Source organism: Nostoc favosum CHAB5714, assembly GCF_020829495.1.
GTDB classification, from domain to species: Bacteria; Cyanobacteriota; Cyanobacteriia; order Cyanobacteriales; family Nostocaceae; genus Nostoc; species Nostoc favosum.
In genome coordinates this window covers 47,533-69,494 of the sequence record NZ_JAIVFQ010000021.1, presented here as the reverse complement: position 1 = coordinate 69,494, position 21,962 = coordinate 47,533, and the positions used below count along the sequence as shown (strand labels likewise).

Genomic DNA, 21,962 nt, shown 5'->3' with positions numbered 1-21,962 from the left:
AATCAATAACAATGGCACACCTGTTTGAACCATTCAAAATTCGTGAAGTTACCTTTCGCAACCGCATCGCCGTTTCCCCGATGTGTCAATATTCCAGTACAAATGGATATGCTAATGATTGGCACGTTATTCATTTAGCTTCTCGCGCAGTTGGCGGTGCAGGTATAGTGCTAACAGAAGCAGCCGCAGTAGAACCGCGTGGGCGCATTAGCCCGCAAGATTTGGGAATCTGGTCAGATGCACACATAGAAACGTTGGCTAAAACTGTGGCATTGATCCATAACTTTGGCGCTGTTGCGGGTATTCAACTTGCTCATGCGGGTAGAAAGGCCAGTACTGCCAAACCGAGTAAAGGAGGGAAAGTGCTGGATGAATCTCAGGAAGGTTGGCGTCCCTTAGTTTCGAGTAGTGCGATCGCTTTTGGAAAAGATAGCCCAATTCCAGAAGCCCTCACTTTTGAGGGAATTCAAGCAGTTATTGATGCCTTTGCCCAAGCAGCCAAACGTTCTCTGCAAGCTGGTTTCAAGGTAGTGGAAATCCATGCTGCCCACGGTTATCTACTGCACCAGTTTCTTTCACCCCTTTCTAACCACCGTCAAGATGATTATGGTGGCAGTTTTGAAAATCGGACTCGTCTGCTTAGAGAAGTTGTTCAAGCAGTCCGAGAGGTTTGGCCCCAGACGCATCCACTTTGGGTACGCATTTCCGCCACCGATTGGGTAGATAATGGCTGGGACATTGAACAAAGTATCGCTTTAAGCGACAAACTCAAGTCTCTAGGAGTTGATCTCATTGACAGTTCATCGGGTGGTATTGTACCAGGCGTTAATATAGCAATTAAACCTGGTTATCAGACTCAGTTTGCCGAACGCATCCGCCGTGAGGCTAATATTCATACAGGAGCCGTGGGCTTAATTACATCCCCTGAACAAGCTGACGAGATTATTCGCACAGAAGTAGCTGATATAGTGCTGTTGGGACGTGAACTACTCCGCAATCCTTACTGGCCGCATCTGGCAGCCAAACAGCTGGGACACGATAAACTCTGGCCTGTTCAATATGACCGAGCTTGGCTATGATGTCACCTGTGTTTAATTGAGCATCAACCACCTCAAACCCCTACCGCCAAGCAGCAAGGGTTTGAGGTTGATTTGCAAGAATTGTGGGTATTTGACCAAACATGGTATGATACATAGTCTAGTCATGATGCCTGTGTTTTTTTGTTTTAATACTAAGCATACAAACTTTCTGTTTTGCGAACATTAAGCTTTACTAATACTCTTTCCGGGCTGGTGATATGCAAGTCTGATAAAACTTCATCAAAAAATTAGTAGAGGCGTTGAAATGTAATGTCTCTACTAATGTCCTCGTCCATGCAAATTATTTTATCTAAGAGGATGTTTGAAAAGTCCCATTCTAGGTATCAAAACGTTTTAGCTCCTCCTCAATCCCCCGATAAATTGAGGGACTTTGATTCCGGTTCCCCCCTTTTGAAGGGGGGTTAGGGGGGATCAATAAGTACGTAAAATCACAGCAAAATACTTTTTAAACAACCTCTAAGCGTAATTGGTTAAAGGAAGAAGCACTATGAACAGAATGAAGGCAAAGCGCACCCAACGCGAACACAACCAGGACTTATGCACTAACAACTTGAAACATCTATCCCCTCTAAAAAAAGGGGAAACTCAAAAGCCCTTTTTTAGAGGTTGGGGGATCTCTTGTGCGTAAGTCCTAACAACGAACGAAGGATGAAAACTTTAAATAGGGAAAAACTCATGATACCAAGTAATAGAGAAAAATTTCAAAAGCACAAACCAAAGTTTGTTTACTTTGAACTTCCTGCTGCGCTTAAATCTGTAAATTTTTCCTGTTTTGTTATCGGAGAAAGTTTATCTTTTTTCGGGTCTTGGATGACTCAAATTGCTTTGGTATGGCTAGTTTATCAACTAACTAATTCGGCTGTATTAGTGGGTGTAGCTGGATTTACAAATCAAGCTACAGGCTTAATTATTACACCATTGGTAGGAGTATTGCTAGATCGCTGGAACTTACGATATGTTCTATTAACTACTCAGGTAGTATCCATTTTGCTATCTTCTACCCTAACCTTTCTAACTCTTAGTGATAACATTAATGTTGCATGGATTATTGTCATTGGCACACTTCAGGGAACGGTAAAAGCTTTCGATTTACCAGCACGCCAGGTAATTATTCCCAGACTGTTGGATAAGAAATCAGATACTTATAGTGCGATGGCTTGCCATTCATTCTTGATTAATACAGCGAAGTTTGTTAGCCCGATGATTGGGGGTTTAATGATTGCTAAGTCTGGTGTAGCTTCCTGCTTTTTAGTAGATAGTATCAGCTATATACCATTTTTATCTGCAATCTTAACTATCAAAGTCAACCCAGTTATCAATAATTCCTTGAATCAAAAGCCCCAATTTTGGAAAAATCTCAAAGAAGGTTTTATTTATGCATACAAATTTTTGCCGATTAAATATTTATTGATATTACAAATTGTTATTTGCTTTATGGGAATGACTCATGTCAACTTAATACCTATTTTTTCTCAAGAAGTACTAAAAGGTAACGCTGAAACTATGGGCTTTTTGATGACAGCTTCGGCTCTTGGTTCAATAGTTTCAGGTATTTATCTCATCTCTAGAAAAAATGTGATGGGGCTGGGAAGGATTATAGCAATCTCTGCCGCAGTTTTAGGTTTAGGTTTAATAGTTTTTTCTCGCTCGAACAATTTAGAGATTTGTTTAGTATTCATGTTTATCATCGGTATGAATAATAGTCTAACTTTGGCCTCAATTAATAATTTTATGCAATCAATTCTTCTTGATGAAGATAAAAGAGGTAGAGTAACTAGTATATTTACAACTGGTTTCTTAGGAATACTGCCTTTTGGTAATTTATTTTTTGGAGCATTGGCAGGTTACTTTGGTGTTACCAATGCTTTGTTATTTGGCGGTGCTTGTTGCATTTTAGGAGCATATTTTTTTAGTAGACAACTGCCCCAAATAAGAAAAATAGTGCATCCAATTTACGCAGATTTGGGCTTAATTACACAGTCAAATAAAGGCTAAATCCGCTTTTATGGGATGTTATTTGGAAGCAATGTCTACGATGGTCAAAATAATTCGTAATTTATAATGACGCTCGTTCCTCGCTTTGCGGAGTGCGAGGAACGAGCGTCGGAACGAGCGTCATTACGAATTAGTAATTATTTGGTCACTGAGCGGCTGGTGAGCGGCTGGCCCTGAGCCTGTCCTGAGCGTAGCCGTTGGCGCAGCCTCTCGTAGAGAAGGGCGCAGTCGTTCGCGTTAGCGTCTCCGACAGGAGAAGGGAGTCGAACCATGTCGTACCACTTGCCTACGGCACGCTTTGCGAACGTGGAAGCAAGCTAGCAAGAGCGTCTCGTAGAGAAGTGCGGGCTATTCGGCGTCGCCTAATTCTTTCAACTCAACCTTTCAACCACAACCGCCTTTAATACTTAATCAAAACCCACCGTGTCGCGCTTGATCCACAGTCTCAAGCAAGGAACACGACACTGTGCGCCTTTTCCTTTAGGGCTTTGACGGTCTTGCTAAGTTTATTGTAAAAACCTCTTGATTTTCATCACCGATTGTGAGAGAGTCTGATTTAATATCTACAAAATACACTAAGTCGATAGATTTAAAGTATTTTGTGGATTGACCAGAATTAGGTGGTAGTTATAGCTGTGCTTTAACTTCGGCAACATCATATCAGACTGATTACAACCACAAAGTTATAACAGCCGTGTGATGAAAGCATCATACCAGCACTGAATAACTACATGACTTTCAGGAAAATCACCTTCTATGCAAGTTACCTTCCAGTAGAGTAATCCCAGATTTCATCCTAAATCCGGCGATATTAACTTGTCTTTCTGGAGGCACGTATTTTGTGTGTGGCTAGTTGTTCTAGCTTTGCAATGCTCATGTATTCACTCATGACTAAATTGTTGTATTATTTTTTGCCAGTGGAGAACATCTCATGCAAGTAGATCCTAATTCTCATGAAGGTTCCGAGCAAGCTGCTCAGGCTAATAGCGAAATAAATAAACTGAAACAACCCCGTGTAGCTAGCAAACGTTTTTTTGGTAGTCACGCTAGCAGACGCTCATTTCTCGGTCGTGCTGGTTTGTTTAGTGCCGCTAGCGTTGTTGCAGGAGTTTTAGGTTCACCTTTCTCCTCAAAGAAGGGAGGAGATGTTGTACAAGCCCAATATATCAACAGACGGTATAATCGAGCGTTTGACTATAACAGGTTTGTTGATAAAGCCTATCGAGTACGTGTTGAAGCAGCCAGAGTTGAACGGAGTATTCCCATTCCGCCGCATCCGACTAATGGCGATGAGGAGCGTTATCCCAACAAAATTGGCTCTGACAGTAGAGGACTCCCACATAACGAGCTAGGCGAAGTCAAGCTAGAAGCTTACAACTCTTTGACCAAAGCACTGACAACGCAAAACCCGAATGATTATGAAAATATCATCTTGGGTGGCGGCAGAAAGCTGGTTAATCCTCAAGGGCCCCTGGCAATTAGCCTAGAAGGAATCAATGCTGCACAGATAGCTGTGCCGCCACCACCGGCTCTAGCTAGCGCAGAACGCGCTGCTGAAGCAGTTGAACTTTACTGGCAAGCTTTACTCCGAGATGTACCTCTTTCCAAGCTCCAAAACAATACTGACAACCCAAAAGTCTTGGCAGCCGTCGAAGACCTCAACAAGCTTTCGGCGTTTCGAGGGCCAAAACAAAATGGCCGTGTCACCCCTCAAACTTTATTTCGTGGTAGTGTCAACTACGTTGGTTCAGGTTCAAGTACAAGATATGTTATTCCACCAGGGGTACTAGATGGGCCCTATATCTCACAATTTTTGTTGCTAACTATTCCTTGGGGAACTCAGTCTGTTTCGCCATTGATTCGTACTGCTCTTCCTGGTAATGACTTTCTAGTCAATTTCCAGGAATGGTTGACTATTCAGAATGGAGGTAGTTCAGGGAAGTCCATTAAATACGACCCCAAAAACCGTTACATAGTCACGGTTCGGGATTTAGGTGAGTATGCCCATATTGGCGGGCCTACATACCTGGGAGCCTCCTTGATTCTTGGTAGCATCGGTACACCTTTGAATCCGGGCAATCCCTACGTCAACTCGAGAACCCAAAGTGGTTCAGCTGCAACGTTTGCAGTGGGACATTTACAAGCCTTGCTTAACTTGGGTACTTCGCGTGCGATTAGAGCATCATACTGGCAGAAGTATTATGTACACCGCATTTTACGCCCAGAAGCGTTTGGTGGGCTAGTCTACAACAACATTGTTAATAAAATTCAGTATCCGATTAATTCGGAGGTTTTTAATTCCCAAGCTTTGGCTCAGACCTTTAGCACCTTCAACACCTATCTATTGCCCCAAGCATATCCAGAAGGAGCGCCAACCCATTCTTCTTATACCGGAGGTGCGGCTGCCACTGCTGGCGTCAATGTCACACTGTTGAAAGCGTTTTTTGATGAAAACTTTGTTATCCCCTCACCAGTAGTGCCTGATCCCAATGACCCCACAAAAGTCATTTCTTACAGTGGCCCACCACTAACTGTGGGTGGAGAGTTGAATAAACTAGCAACTAACTATGCTATTGGTCGCGGTCACGGTGGTATCCATTGGCGTTCCGATGGTTCAGCTGCTTTGGCTTTGGGAGAAGAGGTTGCTATTAGCCTGCTTAGGGATGAGAGACTGGGTTACAACGAAATATTCAATGGTTTCACATTCACCAAATTTGACGGTACAAAAGTCACAGTTTAAATAGCCGAAGCAGCTGAGAGATTGAGCGATAATCGGGAAGTTGCGATCGCAGATATTATCAAAAATTCGGAGTCCAAGCTTTAGCCGCAGATGGTGATTTTACCACAGTTAAGGACGCTGTTGATTTTCACCTGCGACAACTGGCTGATTATCTGATTCATGGCAATGGTGAAACTTTACCGGGTGGTCGGACTGGTGGTAAAAATAGTAGTGTTGATCCCATCTTCGCTGCTGTGGGAGCTATTACTTTCGCATATTTGAGAAATCGCATTTGCGCCCCCCGTGACATGAGTGCTGGTGCAACAACGGCGTTTCGGGCAGCGATAGATAAATTGTTGACATCTGTTTATTGAAAGCAGAAGGCACGAGGTTAGTAACTTTTACTCAGCACTCTAAAACACTGTTTGACGTAGTTCTGGAAATACTTTGGAGACTTTATTCAAAAGATAATCGCCATAAGTCCCGCGAAATTCGTGGACACTGGCTTTATCCCAGCGATCGCTTTTATCATCATTCACTACTATGTCGTTCAGTGTACTAATATCAATGACGGGAACCGGTGAAAACTCTTTATCCACAACCTGTAAGATTGTCATACTCCGTTTTTTCTAGTCGTGCGTAGACTACACAATAAATTATATCGATAACTATAATGTTGATGTTGGGTATGGCGATCGCTAGCCTTAGTCAACTATTTATACAAAGTTTCAGAGCGTGTAGGGAACCCACGTTTTTAAACGTGGGATTGAAGCAAGTACGCTTTGTATCTCGCGCTATGGGTATCAAAACAAATATTTTTTTAAGTGGCCTTTAGACCCACAACTAAAGTTTTTTATTCCTTCCTCCCTTTTTTTGTAAGTTAATTTCTACTGCGTTTATAGAAAAGATTTCAAAAATGGCTGATAGGGGCTATGAAGGTGCTATATATATCCCAAAAAAGTTTAGATTTAATAAACCTTGACGCTCTTGTGGGTCATTTATAGGTGTTTTTTAGGGTATATCTAGTATTTTGTACCCCACTTAGTCCCCAATTGTTGTAGAAGTTCTCATTGATGAGATGATATTTCTCAAAAAATGAAACATCTAAATGGGAGAAAAATCGGGGATATATCTAAAATCCGATTTTGTCTGGAAATGGGGCTTAGGCACAGGTAACGGAAAATCGAACCACAGAGACACAGAGAACACCGAGGAATAAGAATTTGAGAGGTATTTTGCGTAAGTCCTGTGGAAATGGGAGCTTTTGCTTCTGTTTCGCCCAAAATCGGACGCAAGGAAACACTAAACCGTAAATCTTTTCCAGGCGGTGCTGCGGCTTTCACCTCTGCGATCCGTTGTTTAATAACTATAGTTGCGGGTAGGCCATCAATGGGGAAGTCCCAAATTGCGCTGTTTCTTGTTTTGGCAAAACCTGAAATTCTTGATCAGTACGCCGGATTACCTCAATATGAGCTTGAATCATCAGCCAAACACAGAAACTCCAGTAAATTAGTGCAATAAATTTTGTAAATTGGGTCGAAACATGAGATCCAACAACCTGATGAATGTTGGGTTTCGCGTTGCTCAACCCAACCTACGCTTAATGCATCATTTTAGCTGTGCCACGCTAGTAGTATCCGAATCACATCACATTGGGTAATCAGTCAATTAGCCGTGGGCGAATGCATTTTCGGGCGAACAAAGTACTGACTAGGCAAAGATGAAGTCTCTAGAGAGACTGACATTGGTAGTGTCTTGAACGTTAGCAATCAAGTCAATGCCATAGTAAATTTGTGTGTCTAGAGCAAAACCGCCACTCAAGTCTGCATTCCCAAAAGAGTATAGACTAGAGAAACCCCCGGCTAGAATGAAATCAGAAGAGGGGTTCCAGTCAGTAATGGTAGCGTAACCAAGACCTTGGTATTGAACACCAAGAAAATCGCCAAGAACGAAAGCATCAGAACCAGCACCACCAACCAGGGTGTCGAATTCTACTAAGCCACTGTTTATAGAGCCGGACAATATATCGTTACCATCTCCGCCATAAAGGATGTCATCCTGATTGCCGCCGAACAATATATCGTTGCCAGCAAAGCCAAACAATATATCGTAGCCGTCGTAATCAAACAAACCAGAGCCAACGGGGTAGCCTTCGATCAGGTCGTTACCGTCGGTGCCAAAGAGTGTATCACTGAAAAAGCTGCCATTAATAATAGCCATTTGAGTTTCTCCTTGATTTAAATCGAGTTAAGGCAAAGGTATTTGGATAAATCTTCCATCACTTCATTGGTACGCGGTCAGTAATATTACTGTTGGCGATGAGTTATACATTAAATTAGAAGTTAATGTTACACATCGACCTTTTCTGCTTGTTTGCGTGCAGTTTTGCTACCTGAAAAATGCACGAATGCGATCGCCTCATTGCAGAAAACTGCATAATCAACGAATATTCGCTTGTCTATCGTCCAAAGGTGCTGTTTTATTAGATACTCAAGTAATCTATATGAATAGCACCCAATCACGTATAGCAGGATGCAGAAGGCAGGAGGTAAAAACCTTACTATTCCTGAGATTCACGCTTGTCATTATGTCCTAATCTACCTGGCAACTGCTAAGTAGTTGTGCAAAATTAAATATACATTTGTCATTGCGAGTGGAGCGAAGCGAAACGTTCGCAAAGCGTCTCGAAGAGAAGCAATTCGCTTGCGGCTTTAGATTGCTTCACTTCGTTCGCAATGACATAAATAATTTTGCGTAACCACTTATAATACCGTTCGGTTAAAAAATTTCTTGGTTGAGGCAGGCAGGGGAGCACAGAGAAAAGAATTACATAACCCTCTTTCTTCAAGAGCCTCCCCTGCTTCCTGCCTTCCTTGATAAAGTCAAGGCGAAAGCCGCTACAAATTGCGGGAAACACGAAAACGTGAAGGCGGAAGTTGCTACAGGGAAGGCGGAAGTTGCTACAGGGAAGGCGGAAGTTGCTACAGAGAAAGCGGAAGTTGCTACAGAGAAAGCGGAAGTTGCTACAGAGAAAGCGGAAGTTGCTACAGGGAAAGCGGAAGTTGCTACAGGGAAAGCGGAAGTTGCTACAGGGAAAGCGGAAGTTGCTACAGGGAAAGCGGAAGTTGCTACAGGGAAAGCGGAAGTTGCTACAGGGAAAGCGGAAGTTGCTACAGGGAAAGCGGAAGTTGCTACGCGAACACTACGAACCTTTTATTATTTACGCCACTCTACTTATGTTTAATATTAAAACGGCTGATATAGCACTGAAAAATTAAAGCCATTATCTTGCAGTGAATTACCGCGATCGCTTGTTCCCATCAATGGTACACCGTAGTCTGCACGCAATACCAAACCGTTAAAAGGTTGCCAGTTCAAGCCCAACCCCAAGCTGGCGATGATTTGCGGGTCGGCATTAATACCGCGATTGTTCCAAGCTGTACCGATGTCAAAAAATGGTATTAGCTGTAGTGTTTCCACATTCGATGCTAGAGGAATACGAACTTCCACACCTCCAACTACCCCATTGTCAGCAACAAGTTGATTTTGACTATAACCACGCACTGTATTAACTCCCCCAATGCTAATTTTTTCTAATGAAAGTAAAGAATCAGGAGTAAGTTGAGTGTTAACTTTGGCTAGCATCAAGATGCGGGGAGATAGCCGTTGTACCCATTGAAATTGTCCCACCCAGCTAAAAAAACGCCCATCAGTACCACTATCGTTGACGGTTGCATCTATTGCATCAATTCCAAAACTAAATTGCGATCGCGCTGCTAGGACACTGTTACCATTACGTTGTAACCAATCTTGAGAAAAGCGAATTACTGTAACTTTTGATTCTCCATTTTCGGGGCCTTCAGTAAAGGAGAAGGGCATATCATTGAGTATGAAGGTTTGACTGCGCCGTAAATCGAATGCTAACGAAAGAGCAAATTCGTTATTTGGTGTGTAAATTAGCGGTTGACGGACGTTAAAAGAAAGGGTTTCGGCTTCGCTGCGGATATGCAAGTCACGAAATTCGCTTTCAATAATGCGGCTAGCGCTGTTGCTGTAGCGGACACCAATAGTTCCATCTAGGGCGTTAAAGGGAAGAGAATAACTGATATTGTAAATGTCTAAACCTTCAGTGATGCCGTATTCGGCACTGAATTTATCCCCAAAGCCTAATAAATTATCGTGAGCAACAAAAACACTCCCTTGTTCTGAACCAACGCTAGGTGATTGGTTATTTGCAAAGATAACCCCAGCGTGGAATGGTTGCGACTCGGTAATTGTTACCTGTAAAATATTGTTACCGGGGGTGCTACCTGCGGTTAACTCAGCATTAACTCGTTCAATCACCGGGTCAAGTTGTAATAATTGCAGCGCTTGTTCGATGCGTTTTTGGTTTAAAGGCTTACTTGTAAACCGTTTAATCCGGGAACGCACGTATGAAGTTTGTAATCTTTGTAGCCCTAAAATAGAAATTCCTTCGAGTTCGCCTTCCACAACTTGGATTTGCACAACACCGCTAGCAATATTTTGATTGTTGGGAATAAATGCACCACTGGTGATATAGCCCTTTGTAACATAGAGTTCAGTGATTTGCGATCGCAGTTGCAATAACTGCTCAAATGTGATTTTTTTATTTTCTAAGGGCTGTTTTAATTTGATGATTTCATCTTCTAAAACAGAATAGCCTGTGACTCGAATTTCTTTGACAAAGAAACTTTCACCACTAGGAAAGGTTGTTTCGGGTAGATTTTCCTGTGGGGGTGATGGGAGTATAGGAACAGTGGGTGCGAGTGGTGTGGGAGGAAAGGTTGGTGATGGTGATGGTTGGGGTATAGTTTCTTCGATGCTTGGTGTATCGGGGGGAATTGTTACTCCAGATGGGGGTGTCGATTGTGCAAATACTGCAAGTGGAGTGATGCTGATGCAGGTAAGTAATATTAAAAAAAGTTTTTGAAACCGAAGGTAGGAACCCATTGTTTATCTACGATTTGTAAGCGTCATCATTTGTCATATCCTTTCCACATCTACAGCCGAGCATTGTCGGAGATCATCGCAAGTATACGCTGTTAGTGAACCATCAGGCTCAACAGAAAACAAAAAATTATCAGCAGATCATTAACCGTTTCTTTAATACTCAGATTAAGGTAAACGGCTGGGTTATGCATTCACCATGCATCATATATAGTTGCATAAATTGTATGGTGCGATCGCATGATTATGCGTGCCATTTTGCAGAAAACTGCACATAAGATTTTTCCATGTGTGCAATATTTATGTTGAACAACTTCGACTCAAGATTAATTGCCCATTGGGTAATCGATACAATCCTTGTGGCTCAATAATTGGGTCGCCTTTTTTCCAGGGGCGCGATGTTGGTTCAACACTACGCACATCACCAGTTGTGTAGGCTGAAATTAATACATCTCCGGGACTATTGCGTAAAGCACCAGAACCTGTAATGGTAAAAGAGTTTTCTTGTCGCTTGATGCCGCGTGAAATGCAGCTATTAGCAATGAGTGCGTTGGTATTGATGACGTTTGGTGATAATTCGGTGAAGCTGTTTTGAATAGAACTGTTATCGGGCGTATTGATATTTGTTACACCCAAAACGCCTAATTCCGAACTTGCAGTAATATCGCTTTTCTCAGTTAGTTTTGGACGCGACTGGATACCGAAGATACCTTGCGAGTTGATTTGGATATTTCCACCTGTTCCAGTGAAGGCATTAGCGCTGATATCGCTGTTTTCGTTGGGAACTGCAACGATAAATCTTGAGTTAATATTGATATTACCGCCATCGCCACCTAATTTTTCTGTACCTGCGTTGGTGGAGATTTGAGCGCCATGACGAAGTAACAGGAAATCGCTGTTGACGTTGATATTACCACCGTTACCGGATGCAGATTCAGCGTTGAGTTTGCCTTGGTTGTCTAAGGTAATTTTGGGTGAGTTGATTTCGATATCGCCTGTGATTCCTGAACCTGTGGAACTGACAAATAAGCCACTGTTAGCACCGATATTTGCTACTCTGTCAGGAAAGTTAGTAATGCGATCGCTGTAACTAGGGTCAATACCGCTAATTATTAGTTTATCGTCAGCGTTGACAGTAATTTTACCTGCACGTCCATTGCTTGAGGTAGTGGTGGTGAGTTGTCCGCCGTTGAGTGCTTCAAAAATATTTGCATTTACCGTAATATTGCCACCCTTTTGATTATTTCTAGTGCGTGCATCCAGTAAAGCGCCGTCTGATACGCGAAAGATATTGGTGTTTACAGTGATATCACCACCAATACCAGTGGAAGTAGAATCAGTAAATGTGAATAAAGCACTAGAATCTCCGCTTTCTTGACTAGTTCCAGAAACAGTAACCACATCTTTTGCACCCACTGTCACATTCCCCGCATTCCCCACTCCTGAAGTTGAGGCAGAAAGTTGAGCGCCGTCTCGTAATGAGAATGAACCAGAATCGATGGTAATGTTACCGCCATTCCCAACAGTCCCCGTTCCCACATTGCTGCGAATCCCACTGGGAAAACCGTTTTTTTCCCCAGCAATATCAACAGCACCTGTTACCAAAACATTGACATTGCCTGCATCTCCCCGTCCTGCTGGTTGGGTAGCAGATGCACCACGAGTAATAGTTAGCAGTTGAGCGCCATCAGTGAGTGACAGTGTTGCTGCATTAATGTAGATATTGCCTCCTTTACCTACACCTCCTGCTTCCACGGTGCTTAAAATGTCAGCATTAGCAAGGAAAATAGCATCTTTTGCACGCACCGTCACATTCCCTGCATTTCCTCTTCCAGTTGTTGAGGCAACAAGTTGAGCGCCATCACTTAGAGAGAATGAACCAGAATCGATAAAAATGTTACCCCCATTCCCAACAGTCCCCGTTCCCACATTGCTGCGAATCCCACTGGAAAAATCGTTTTTCTCCCCAGCAATATCAACAGCACCTGTTACTTTAACATTGACATTGCCTGCATCCCCCCGTCCTGCTGGTTGGGTAGCAGATGCACCACGAGTAATAGTTAGCAGTTGAGCGCCATCAGTGAGTGACAGTGTTGTTGCATTGATGTCGATATTGCCTCCTTTACCTACACCTCCTGCTTCCACGGTGCTTAAAATGTAAGCGTTACCTGCAAGGGAAATAGCATTTTTTGCACCCACCGTTACATTCCCTGCATTCCCCACTCCTGAAGTTGAGGCTGCAAGGTAAGCACCGTCTCGTAATGAGAAGTCACCAGAATCGATAAAAATGTTACCTCCATTGCCAACAGTCCCCGTGGACACATAGCTGAAAATCGCACTGGGAAAACCGTTTTTCTCCCCAGCAATATCAACAGCACCTGTTACTTTAACATTGACATTGCCTGCATTCCCCTGTCCTGCTGGTTGGGTAGCAGATGCACCACGAGTAAGGGTTAGCAGTTGAGCGCCATCAGTGAGTGACAGTGTTGCTGCATTGATGTCGATATTGCCTCCTTTACCTACACCTCCTGCTTCCACCGTGCTGAAAATGTAAGCGTTACCTGCAAGAGAAATAGCATCTTTTGCATCCACCGTCACATTCCCTGCATTTCCTTGTCCATAAGTTGAGGCTTCAAGTTGAGCGCCATCTCGTAATGAGAACGAGCCAGAATCGATGGTAATGTTACCCCCATTCCCAACAGTCCCCGTTTCCACAAAGCTGCGAATCCCACTCTTGAAACCGTTTTTCTCTCCAGCAATATCAACAGCACCTGTTACTTTAACATTGACATTGCCTGCATTTCCCTGTCCATAAGTTGAGGCAACAAGTTGAGCGCCATCTCGTAATGAGAAGTCACCAGAATCGATAAAAATGTTACCTCCATTGCCAACAGTCCCCGTTCCCACAAGGCTGCTAATCCCACTGATAAAATCGTTTTTCTCCCCAGCAATATCAACAGCACCTGTGACCTTAACATTAACATTCCCCGCATCCCCCCGTCCTGCTGGTTGGGTAGCAGATGCTTCACGAGTAATGGTTAGCAGTTGAGCGCCATCAGTGAGTGACAGTGTTGCTGCATTGATGTCGATATTGCCTCCTTTACCTACACCTCCTGCTTCTACTGCACTGAGGATGTCACCATTTGCAAGGGAAATTGCATCATTTGCACGCACCGTTACATTCCCTGCATTTCCCTGTCCATAAGTTGAGGCAGAAAGTCGAGCGCCATCACTTAGAGAGAATGAACCAGAATCGATGCTAATGTTACCCCCATTGCCAACTCCTCCCGTGAGCAAAGTACTGTGGATAGCACTGTCTGCCCCCACAACTTCTACTTTTCCTGTGGTATTGAGGGTAATATTTCCTGCCTGACTATTAGGTGAATCTAAACCTTGTCCACCAGTGCTAGCGACGAGTCGAGCGCCATCACTTAGAGAGAATGAACCAGAATCGATGGTAATGTTACCCCCATTCCCAACAGTCCCCGTTCCCACATAGCTGAAAATCCCACTGGAAAAACCGTTTTTCTCCCCAGTAATATCAACAGCACCTGTTACCAAAACATTGACATTGCCTGCATCCCCCTGTCCTGCTGGTTGGGTAGCAGATGCACCACGAGTAATAGTTAGCAGTTGAGCGCCATCAGTGAGTGACAGTGTTGCTGCATTAATGTAGATATTGGCTCCTTTACCTACGCCTCCTGCTTCTACTATACTGAGGATGCCACCATTATTTGCAAGGGAAATTGCATCTTTTGCACGCACCGTTACATTCCCTGCATTTCCCTGTCCAAAAGTTGAGGCAGAAAGTTGAGCGCCATCACTTAGAGAGAAGTCACCAGAATCGATGGTAATGTTACCCCCATTCCCAACAGTCCCCGTTTCCACAAGGCTGAAAATCCCACTGAGAAAACGGTTTTTCTCGCCAGCAATATCTACAGCACCTGTTACCAAAACATTGACATTGCCTGCATCCCCTCTTCCTGCTGGTTGGGTATCAGATGCACCACGAGTAAGGGTTAGTAGTTGAGCGCTATCAGTGAGTGACAGGGTTGCTGCATTGATGTCGATATTGCCACCCTTACCCACACCTCCTGCTTCCACGGTGCTGAAGATGGAAGCATTTACAAGGAAAACAGCATTTTTTGCACCCACTGTCACATTCCCCGCATTGCCTTGTCCACGGGTTTCGGCAGTAAGTCCAGCGCCATCACTTAGAGAGAAGTCACCAGAATCGATAGTAATGTTACCCCCATTCCCAACTGTTCCCGTGGACACATAGCTGCCAATCCCACTAGGAAAACCGTTTTTCTTCCCAGCAATATCAAAAGCACCTGTTACTTTAACATTGACATTGCCTGCATCCCCTCTTCCGGCTGGTTGGGTATCAGATGCACCATCAGTAGTGGTTAGCAGTTGAGCGCCATCAGTGAGTGACAGGGTTGCTGCATTGATGTCGATATTGCCACCCTTACCTACACCTCCGGCTGACACCTCGCTGAGGATGCCAGCATCTGCAAAGGAAACAGCATTTTTTGCACCCACTGTCACATTCCCTGCATTCCCCACTCCAGAAGTTGAGGCAGTAAGTTTAGCGCCATCACTTAGAGAGAAGTCACCAGAATCGATGGTAATGTTACCCCCATTGCCAACAGTCCCCGTCTCCACATTGCTGCGAATCCCACTGGGAAAACCGTTTTTCTCTCCAGCAATATCAACAGCACCTGTTACCAAAACATTGACATTGCCTGCATCCCCTCTTCCGGCTGGTTGGGTATCAGACGCACCACCAGTAGTGGTTAGCAGTTGAGCGCTATCAGTGAGTGACAGGGTTGCTGCATTGATGTCGATATTGCCACCCTTACCCACACCTCCTGCTGACACCGTGCTGAAGATGTAAGCATCTGCAAGGTCAACAGCATTTTTTGCACCCACTGTCACATTCCCCGCATTCCCCACTCCTGAAGTTGAGGCAACAAGTTTAGCGCCATCACTTAGAGAGAAGTCACCAGAATCGATGGTAATGTTACCCCCATTGCCAACTGTTCCCGTGGACACATAGCTGCCAATCCCACTGGGAAAACGGTTTTTCTTCCCAGCAATATCAACAGCACCTGTTACCAAAACATTGACATTGCCTGCATCCCCTCTTCCGGCTGGTTGGGTATCAGATGCTTCATCAGTAGTGGTTAGCAGTTGAGCGCCATCAGTGAGTGACAGTGTTGCAGCATTGATGTCGATATTGCCACCCTTACCCACACCTCCGGCTTCCACTGTGCTGAGGATGGAAGCATCTGCAAGGTCAACAGCATTTTTTGCACCCACTGTCACATTCCCTGCATTCCCCACTCCTGAAGTTGAGGCAGTAAGTGCAGCGCCATCTTGTAATGAGAAAGAACCAGAATCGATAGTAATCTTACCACCATTACCTTGTGACCCCAAGCGCACAAGATTGCGAACTATGCTCCCACCAGCAACTTTGATTTCCCCGGTAGCATTCAGCGTAATATCTCCTGCAACAGTTTCAGGTGTCCCCAAACCTTGGCCAATACCAGCAGTTAAGATAGTTCCTCCTAAAATCTCTAGATTTCTGGCGTTGACTGCAATATTACCGCCACCAGCCCCAGTTACATATATACCTGCTTGATTGGTAAGGGATACTGAAGCTCGCCCAACATTCTCAGGAAATATCAAGCTGAGATTATCGCCATCTACACCCAGCGCTACAGTACCAGGTTCGCCCAATCCTCCTAACTCAACTCGTCCACCATTAGCATTTAATTGTCCCTTATCCATGCTGACATTACCACCTATCAGCAGTAAACTTTTACTATCTGGTACTCGTAAACCATATGCATTGAAACCTGCTGCATCTATTCCTGCTGGTGCTACTGAGTTATTTTGAATCGCTGCGTTTTGATTAAGCTGATTAAACCACAACGCCGAAGGCTGAATAGTTAATAATGGCGGCGCTTGCGGATTTGTCGCACTAAACAATCCCTGATTCCCAAATTGCACTCCATTGGCTGTTGTCCCGACAAAACTCCCCTGCACATCTAACCGCGCATTCTGCCCAAATAAAATTCCATTGGGATTAATCAAAAACAAATTTGCTGCACCATCAACTCCCAATGTCCCAAAAATATTTGACGCATTGCCACCTGTTACCCGTGTTAATATATTTTCTATCCCAGAGGGATTGACAAAATACACTCGTTGCCCATCTTGGATATTAAATTCACTGAAACTATGAAAAAGATTACTGCCACGTGTTGCACCACCGTCAATTTTATCACCCAGTGCGCCATTAATTATCAGATTTTGATTGAGTTGAGAAGCTTCTGACGAGAGTGTGTTATCGGGTGTGATTTGTGCCTGGGCTGGTGAGGCAAGGCTTAATGCAGTGGATATTAGGCATAAACAAAGAATACTTTTAATACTGGCTTTTTGGGGATGATGTGCTTGATTCATAAATAATTTACCTTGGATAAATTCAAATAATATCAAGTCCGCTAAATCACTTACGATATGTCATTGCGAGCGCAACGAAGTGGAGCGAAGCAATCACAAGACCTCTGCGATTGCTTCACTTCGTTCGCAATGACAAGTGTTCAACCGGACATGATATAAAATCCACGAGCAGCTAAACGACAAGATAATGCATTCACTTATCATGCAAATATAGTTGCATGATTTTGTATCGTGCGATCGCATGATCGTGCATACCATTTTGCAGAAAACTGCACATACTATTTTTCCATCGCCTAACTAAAATAGGACTTACGCACTTACAACGAAAAAACAAGGCTTTGCGATTGCTTCCCTACCCTGCGGGAACGCTAAGAGCGAACGGTCGCAATGACGAAATTACGTTATTGTTGCGTAAGTCCTGTAAAAATAACTAACGGATACCTCGAAATCGTGTTGAGGTACTTCAAAGTCGTGTTGAGGTACTTCAAAGTCGTGTTGAGGTACTTCAAAGTCGTGTTGAGGTACTTCAAAGTCGTGTTGAGGTACTTCAAAGTTATATTGGAGTATTATATGTGCTATACGACACTTTTCAAACATCCTCTAACCCACGGAGGTGGGTTTTGCCTGTATAGCCGCACCTGTGCCAGGGCTAGTAATAAATTAGACTTTTCAAACATCCTCTTAGTGCCAATGGAAGTAGCAAGTTTAAACTTAAACCCTCAATTGGCTATGAATTTACGAAACTGTGTACTAAGTTCACCTGCGTGGATTAATGCAAAATTAAGCAAGTAACTGGGCAATAATCAATCAAACTATGTTATGCAATATAAACTTAATTAAATTGCCTATTTCTGGTAAGTTAAAAATAAAAACCACATAAGTATTTCCTTTATCAATTGACTTGGAATAACTTGCGATCGCCAAAACAAACTGTATAAAAACTAACTTTTTTAACCGAACATCATAAAAACCAGGCGTTGCTGAATTAAAATATGAAGTTCCCAAAGAAATATCTCAAACTATTACTCTCTACGCTTTTACGTCCACCGACTTCCGTGGCTCGAACTTTTCTTTGCGTGAGGTTAATTCATCTCTTCATGCAGCAACACCTGATCAAAGTATTATTTTTGGCAACCCTCGTCATCTGTTTATTGTTTGGACAAGTCGTATCTGCACAAACTCAAAATGCTAGTGTACTAGTTGAACAAGGAATTAAAGACTATGATGCCGGAAATTTTTACAATGCGGTAAAACACTGGCAAGAGGCATTAAATCAGTATAAAAATAATCCGTCAGGTGCGGCGGTTGTAAATGAAAATTTGGCGCGTGCCTACCAACAACTAGGAGAAAATAAAGAAGCTATTGAGTCGTTATCAGCAGCCATTCATGATTATAGGGCGGTGGAAGATATCCAGCAAGTTGGACGAATGCAGTCAGAACTCGCCCAAGTTTACAGCAATTTGGGACAACCTCGCAAAGCGATCGCACTTTTATGTGGTAAATTGGTAGAATCGAAAATCTCAGAAAATCAAGCAAGTCAGGAAATAAAATGCACTCCCGAAAGTGCCGAACAAATCGCCACCAAACACAACGACAAACGCGGTAAGATTGCAGCTTTGGGAATTCTCGGTGAGGCATATAGGTTAATCGGAAATTATCACCAAGCAATTCAGTATTTACACGCCACGCAACAAGTCTCTCCAGAATATGACTTTTTGGTGTTAAATAGTTTGGGTAATGCTTACAGAAGTCGCGCTCAATTGCATGAGTTACAAGCCAATTCTGCAAAGCAAGCTGGTATTGTCAGTAAAGAAAAAGAATTTACCAACAAGTCTGCGGCAGATTACAACCAAGCCCGCGAATATTTTCAAAATAGTATAAAACTTGCCTACAACCAAAAACAACCTTTAGCAGAGATGCGGGGATTATTAAATTTAATTCAGTTGGGTTCCCAGACAAATGAGACGAAAGTTATCAGCGATGAAACCTTTAATAATGCTCATGAGGATGCTTTGAAGATTCTCAAAGATTTACCCGATTCAGCCACAAAAGTGTATGGGGCAATTGATTTAGCATACTTGCAGCGCCATTCTCAAAGAACTTCGCCCTTTACCTACTGTCCAACTCAGATGGTTTCATCGGAAAACGAAGCATTAAATTTGCTCAAAAGCTCAATATTAACTAGTAATAAATTACAAGACAATCGCCTACAATCTTATGCTAATGGTGCTTTAGGACATTTTTGGGAATGCCGTCAAGATAGTAAACAAGCATTAAAGTATACCCAAACTGCAATCATTGCAGCAGACAAAAACTTGAGTGCAAAAGATAGCTTGTATTTGTGGGAGTGGCAAGCTGGACGGATTTTAGATCAAGAAAATCGCAAAGAAGAAGCGATCGCATCCTATCAAAGAGCATTTGAAACCTTGGAAGATATCCGCCAGGATATTTTAACCGCAGAACGTGATGTCCAGTTTGACTTCCGCGATGTCGTTCGACCATTGTACCGCACATTGGCGCGATCGCGGCTTGATCTGTTGGAAGTTGGGGCAATTGCAGACAAACAACGTGCCAAAGAATTATCAAAAGTAGTTAACACCATCGATGCGTTGAAACTGGCAGAATTACAGAATTATTTTGGCAATGATTGCATTTTGAGTGGGTTGAATCCCAAACAGATAGGCGAACTCCTGCAAGATAATAGTGTAACCTTTAAAAATACTGGGTTTTTGAGTTCGATAATTTTAGATGGCAAAACCGGGATATTATTGCAATTACCTAATCAGACAACCAAATTTAAGTGGATTAAAGACTCCAATCAAGAAGGTACAAGTAAGATAGTTAGCAGTGATAGGCTACAGAAAAAAATTGCCGAGTTTCGTAGCGGACTAGTTAAAGGAGAAGAAGAAGTTAACTACGATACAACAACTGCGGCACAGCTTTATGATTGGATAATTCGCCCTTTTGCTGAAGATATTAAACCTGAGACAGTCAAAACCCTTGTGTTTATTCAGGATGGGTTTTTGCGTAGTGTGCCAATGGCAGCACTTTATGATAACCAAGAAAAGAAATATTTAGTCGAAACCTACGCAGTTGCCACAACTCCTAGTTTACGACTTACTACGCCCAAAGTACACGATCGCAGTACGCAAAAGGCGTTAATTTTGGCTTTGACACAAAAAGCCACAATCGACGGAAAGGTTTTTGATGCGCTTTTTTCAGTTCCCGAAGAAGTCGGTGCAGTTAAAAGTCTATTTTCCAATTATACCGACCTCATCGACGATAACTTTGTCCCCGAAAGTTTTAAACAAAAACTGGAGAAAACAACATACCCCATTGTCCATATAGCTAGTCACGCTCAATTTGGCATCATTCCCGAAGACACCTTCATTGTCACAGGCAAAAACCAAAAACTCACCATCAGTCAATTAGAAAACTCACTGCGAAACCTCAACAACAAATTAGATAGTGTCGAAGTTCTCGCACTTACTGCATGTGAAACCGCAGTTGGCGACGACCGGGCTACACTAGGATTAGCTGGAGTTGCATTACAAGTTGGGGTTAAGAGTGCGATCGCATCTTTGTGGAGTGTCACAGATGCATCGACAGCCGAACTAGTCAAAACATTTTACACCAATTACCGCAACGCGGGAATGAGTATTGCAGAAGCACTGCAAAAAGCCCAAATTCGGATGATTAATGCTAAGAAATTACCCCCATCGGAAGGTATAAATATTAAGTATGATAACCCAGTATACTGGGCACCAATGATTGCGATCGGTAATTGGCTTTGAAAGCCACAGATCCCCGAAAACCTCACTTCCATTCCTCTCCCCTACAAGGGGAGAGGCTTTGAATTTTTCCCCCTTCCCGCACTTCGTGCCGCTGCGCGAACGCAGGGAAGGGGGCTAGGGGGTTAGGTCAGATACGTAGGGACAGCGTAACGCACCAAATTCTTAAGAATAGTGCCGTACTCTCGGCGATAACGCACCCTACAAATACTTAATTTTGTTCAAAAATCAAACCAGATTCCTATATTATTCAATAATTCCAATCAATATTTGCATTAAAATATCTAAATCATCAGGCACACGATACAAAGTAATGTCTTGAGTAATATGAAGAGGCTGTTGTTCTAATAAACCAAAACGCCAAGTATCACCTACTGTGACTGCACCATAAAGAATATCTTGTTCTTCTGCTATTGCCAAAGCGATTAACTCTGCTGATAGTTGAGTAAAACCTCTTGACAAATCGTCGTTTTTAGCCTCAACTACCAGAAAATTTTTACCTCTTTCATTTGTGTTCATATTTCGCAGTAAATAATCTAAATTACCTTTGAGTTGAGAACTTACCTGGAGAGGATATTCTAAACGCATTTGACACTTACAAAAACGCGCTAGTTCCGAAAGTACTGGTGCTACCATAATTTCTCGACGTGCAGTTTCGCTCGATAAAGTTACTAATGGTAACAACTCCTCGATTTGCTGACGTAATTCAGGTAAACGTTGTGGTACACGTTGAGAAGAGGGTAAGGTCATACGCGCACGTGAAAAGCTATAACCCAATTCAGCTAAAATATCTTCTGTTTCATAAGGGAACTCGAAGTAAGAACGAAAAGTGTAACTCTGTCCTTCTTGCAAAATTTTTGGTTTAGACATAATAAATCCGATATATAGCTAATAAGAAAGCGTCCTCACTGTTCCACA

Annotated in this window: 13 protein-coding genes and 1 pseudogene; 6 read left to right on the top strand and 8 right to left on the bottom strand. The window is 43.1% G+C overall.

Annotated features, from left to right (window positions below; genetic code table 11):
- Window positions 1–11: 11 nt before the first annotated feature.
- From namA to LC586_RS16215, 4 genes are all read left to right on the top strand, one after another.
- Window positions 12–1,079: an NADPH dehydrogenase NamA gene (namA, locus tag LC586_RS16230; protein WP_229485803.1), complete on the top strand. Its 1,068-nt coding sequence runs from the start codon at window positions 12–14 to the stop codon at window positions 1,077–1,079.
- 669 nt (window positions 1,080–1,748) lie between these two features.
- Complete coding sequence (locus LC586_RS16225; protein WP_229485802.1) at window positions 1,749–3,095, top strand: MFS transporter; 1,347 nt, start codon at window positions 1,749–1,751, stop codon at window positions 3,093–3,095.
- 197 nt (window positions 3,096–3,292) lie between these two features.
- Window positions 3,293–3,499, top strand: a complete 207-nt coding sequence (locus LC586_RS16220; RefSeq protein WP_229485801.1) for a hypothetical protein — start codon at window positions 3,293–3,295, stop codon at window positions 3,497–3,499.
- 527 nt (window positions 3,500–4,026) lie between these two features.
- Entirely contained in the window at window positions 4,027–5,835 is a 1,809-nt protein-coding gene (locus tag LC586_RS16215; protein ID WP_229485800.1) for a vanadium-dependent haloperoxidase, read from the top strand.
- 157 nt (window positions 5,836–5,992) lie between these two features.
- Here the strand turns inward: LC586_RS16215 and LC586_RS40670 are convergent, their stop codons facing one another.
- The 4 genes and pseudogenes from LC586_RS40670 to LC586_RS41125 all read right to left on the bottom strand — a co-directional run bounded on the left by LC586_RS40670 (window position 5,993) and on the right by LC586_RS41125 (window position 8,034).
- A complete protein-coding gene (locus LC586_RS40670) occupies window positions 5,993–6,124 on the bottom strand; it encodes a hypothetical protein (protein WP_267921688.1) in 132 nt (43 codons plus the stop codon).
- A 103-nt stretch (window positions 6,125–6,227) separates the two neighbouring features.
- On the bottom strand, window positions 6,228–6,431 hold the full coding sequence (locus LC586_RS16210) for a hypothetical protein (RefSeq protein WP_229485799.1): 204 nt from the start codon (window positions 6,429–6,431) through the stop codon (window positions 6,228–6,230).
- Between the two features lie 800 nt (window positions 6,432–7,231).
- A pseudogene (locus LC586_RS16205) lies at window positions 7,232–7,318 on the bottom strand (IS5/IS1182 family transposase); the annotation flags it as partial.
- Window positions 7,319–7,524: 206 nt separating this feature from the next.
- The gene (locus LC586_RS41125) at window positions 7,525–8,034 is read right to left on the bottom strand and encodes a calcium-binding protein (protein ID WP_306423255.1); all 510 of its coding nucleotides are present in this window, start codon (window positions 8,032–8,034) and stop codon (window positions 7,525–7,527) included.
- A gap of 703 nt (window positions 8,035–8,737) precedes the next feature.
- On the opposite strand from LC586_RS41125, the gene LC586_RS16195 reads away from it, so the two are divergent.
- Window positions 8,738–9,058: a hypothetical protein gene (locus LC586_RS16195; protein ID WP_229485798.1), complete on the top strand. Its 321-nt coding sequence runs from the start codon at window positions 8,738–8,740 to the stop codon at window positions 9,056–9,058.
- A gap of 2 nt (window positions 9,059–9,060) precedes the next feature.
- Here LC586_RS16195 and LC586_RS16190 read toward each other — a convergent pair whose 3' ends face one another.
- The 3 genes from LC586_RS16190 to LC586_RS16180 all read right to left on the bottom strand — a co-directional run bounded on the left by LC586_RS16190 (window position 9,061) and on the right by LC586_RS16180 (window position 17,804).
- On the bottom strand, window positions 9,061–10,785 hold the full coding sequence (locus LC586_RS16190; RefSeq protein WP_229485797.1) for a ShlB/FhaC/HecB family hemolysin secretion/activation protein: 1,725 nt from the start codon (window positions 10,783–10,785) through the stop codon (window positions 9,061–9,063).
- Window positions 10,786–11,082: 297 nt separating this feature from the next.
- Window positions 11,083–17,253 carry a two-partner secretion domain-containing protein gene (locus LC586_RS16185; protein WP_229485796.1) on the bottom strand — a complete coding sequence of 2,057 codons (6,171 nt, stop codon included), beginning with the start codon at window positions 17,251–17,253 and terminating at the stop codon, window positions 11,083–11,085.
- A 401-nt stretch (window positions 17,254–17,654) separates the two neighbouring features.
- Window positions 17,655–17,804: a hypothetical protein gene (locus LC586_RS16180; protein WP_229485795.1), complete on the bottom strand. Its 150-nt coding sequence runs from the start codon at window positions 17,802–17,804 to the stop codon at window positions 17,655–17,657.
- 441 nt (window positions 17,805–18,245) lie between these two features.
- Between LC586_RS16180 and LC586_RS16175 the strand changes: the two genes are divergently transcribed.
- Window positions 18,246–21,047 (top strand): CHAT domain-containing protein, encoded by a 2,802-nt coding sequence (locus LC586_RS16175; RefSeq protein WP_229485794.1) that lies wholly within the window; start codon window positions 18,246–18,248, stop codon window positions 21,045–21,047.
- A gap of 243 nt (window positions 21,048–21,290) precedes the next feature.
- Here the strand turns inward: LC586_RS16175 and LC586_RS16170 are convergent, their stop codons facing one another.
- On the bottom strand, window positions 21,291–21,914 hold the full coding sequence (locus LC586_RS16170; RefSeq protein ID WP_229485793.1) for a hypothetical protein: 624 nt from the start codon (window positions 21,912–21,914) through the stop codon (window positions 21,291–21,293).
- Window positions 21,915–21,962: the final 48 nt, after the last annotated feature.

Coding starts and splice junctions, on each gene's coding strand:
- namA (WP_229485803.1), top strand. CDS start 12: ATGGCACACCTGTTTGAACCATTCAAAATTCGTGAAGTTACCTTTCGC.
- LC586_RS16225 (WP_229485802.1), top strand. CDS start 1,749: ATGAAAACTTTAAATAGGGAAAAACTCATGATACCAAGTAATAGAGAA.
- LC586_RS16215 (WP_229485800.1), top strand. CDS start 4,027: ATGCAAGTAGATCCTAATTCTCATGAAGGTTCCGAGCAAGCTGCTCAG.
- LC586_RS40670 (WP_267921688.1), bottom strand. CDS start 6,124: ATGTCACGGGGGGCGCAAATGCGATTTCTCAAATATGCGAAAGTAATA.
- LC586_RS16210 (WP_229485799.1), bottom strand. CDS start 6,431: ATGACAATCTTACAGGTTGTGGATAAAGAGTTTTCACCGGTTCCCGTC.
- LC586_RS41125 (WP_306423255.1), bottom strand. CDS start 8,034: ATGGCTATTATTAATGGCAGCTTTTTCAGTGATACACTCTTTGGCACC.
- LC586_RS16190 (WP_229485797.1), bottom strand. CDS start 10,785: ATGGGTTCCTACCTTCGGTTTCAAAAACTTTTTTTAATATTACTTACC.
- LC586_RS16185 (WP_229485796.1), bottom strand. CDS start 17,253: ATGAATCAAGCACATCATCCCCAAAAAGCCAGTATTAAAAGTATTCTT.
- LC586_RS16175 (WP_229485794.1), top strand. CDS start 18,246: ATGAAGTTCCCAAAGAAATATCTCAAACTATTACTCTCTACGCTTTTA.
- LC586_RS16170 (WP_229485793.1), bottom strand. CDS start 21,914: ATGTCTAAACCAAAAATTTTGCAAGAAGGACAGAGTTACACTTTTCGT.